Source organism: Mesorhizobium sp. M2A.F.Ca.ET.039.01.1.1 (assembly GCF_003998035.1).
Classification (GTDB): Bacteria; Pseudomonadota; Alphaproteobacteria; order Rhizobiales; family Rhizobiaceae; genus Mesorhizobium.
Window position 1 is genome coordinate 1 of record NZ_RZRY01001037.1, and the last position, 1,715, is coordinate 1,715.

1 protein-coding gene is annotated in these 1,715 nt (G+C 64.5%); it reads right to left on the reverse strand.

The features are described from left to right. Positions 1–34 precede the first annotated feature (34 nt). On the reverse strand, positions 35–1,715 hold a 1,681-nt coding region (locus EOA24_RS36995; protein WP_133374855.1), incomplete at its 5' end, for a thioredoxin domain-containing protein.

Sequence of the window (1,715 nt, forward strand, 5' to 3'; positions counted from 1 at the left end):
CCTCTCACCCCACAAGGGGAGAAGGAGAAGGGCGCTATCGCCTCAGCAACTTCTCCAACTCCTGCGCATCCGTCACCACCGGCAGGCACATCTGCCCGCTGCAGAACCAGCCGCCTGGCTTCTCCGTCGGCGGCAGCACGCCGCCCGGCAGGAGCGGGCGATTCGCTTCCGTACCGATCGGCACGACGATGTCGACCCGGCGCGGGTCGGGATTCCGATTCGGAACCGGAACAAGGGTTGAAGACCCTGGCTCATCTATGATGACAAGCTTCAGCGGCTCGAGCGCCAGGGCACAGGCATTGACGATGCCGGCCTGGCCGTAAGCCTGTTGGGATGCGCGGCCCATGGCGTGCTCGGCGGTCGCCCAGGCCCTTCCCCAGAGTTCGAAGTCGCCGGTGAGCGAAGACAACCGAACCAGCGCTTCGATGATCTGGCTGGTGGCCGAGGGAATTGCTTCGTCGACATCGCCGCGGATGCGGATCGGGACGTCGCCGCTGTCCGAAGCCGTCAGCCAGTAGCCGGTCTTTTCCGCATCCAGGTGCCAGCGATCGAGTTCGCCGATGAACAGCCTGGCGCGGTCCGAATAGGTTGGATCGCTGGTCGCCTCGAAGAGTGCAATCGCGGCGTTGGTCATGGCTGCGTAATCGCTAGACAGTGCCGGGAAAAGCTTCTTCGCGCCGAGCATGGAATGCGGCAGCCGGTCGTCCTGGCTGGCCTCGACAATATGGGTGAAGGCTTTTGCCGCGGCATCGATCCAGTCGCGCCTGCCAAGGGAGCGGCCGGCTTCGGCGAGTGCTGCGATCATCAGACCGTTCCAGTCGGTGAGCACCTTGCCGTCGCGGCCCGGCCTGACCCGCTGTTCGCGGAAAGCCAGCAGCTTCGCTTTCAAAGGCGCAAGATTGGCGGAGTCGGCAATGCCTTTGCTTTGCTGCATTTCGCTTTGGCGGACGATCGGCTTGCCTTCCCAGCCATGCGGTGCGGCCAGCTCGAAATACTGAAAGAAAGTCGGGGCGTCGTCGCCCAGCGCGGCCTCGATCTCGTCGCGGCTCCACGTGTAAAAGAGCCCCTCCTCGCCGTCGCTGTCGGCGTCGAGGCTGGCGGCGAAGGCGCCGCCTTCGACACGCATCTCGCGCAGCAGCCAGGCGACGGTCTCTTCGATTCGCAGCCGGAACAAGTCTTTTCCGGTGGCGGCATAGGCCCAGTTGCACAGGCGGATGAGCTGGGCATTGTCATAGAGCATTTTTTCGAAATGCGGCACCAGCCATTCGGCGTCGGTGGAATAGCGGCTGAGACCGCCGCCGACATGATCGTAGATGCCGCCGGCAAGCATCTTTTCGAGACTGGTGAGCACGGCATCGCGGTGGTCCACCTGGCCGTCGCGCAGCCAGGACAGCCAAAGCGTATGCATAAAGGGCGCATTCGGGAATTTGGGCGCGCCCTTCAAGCCGCCGAGATCGTGGTCGATCATGCCGTCGATGCGGCCGGCGAGATCGGCGAGCGTATCGCGGTCGAGCACCGCCTTGCCGTTTGTCCCGGCAAGCCGGGATTCGACATGGGCGGTCAGCCCGTCGGCGCCTTCGGCGAGGCTCTGCTGCTTTTCCCGCCAAGCCTTGTCGACCGCTTCCAGCACCTGGATGAAGCCCGGCCGCCCGTAACGCGCCTCGCGCGGAAAATAGGTTCCGCCCCAGAACGGCTTGCCGTCGGGCGTCAGGAAC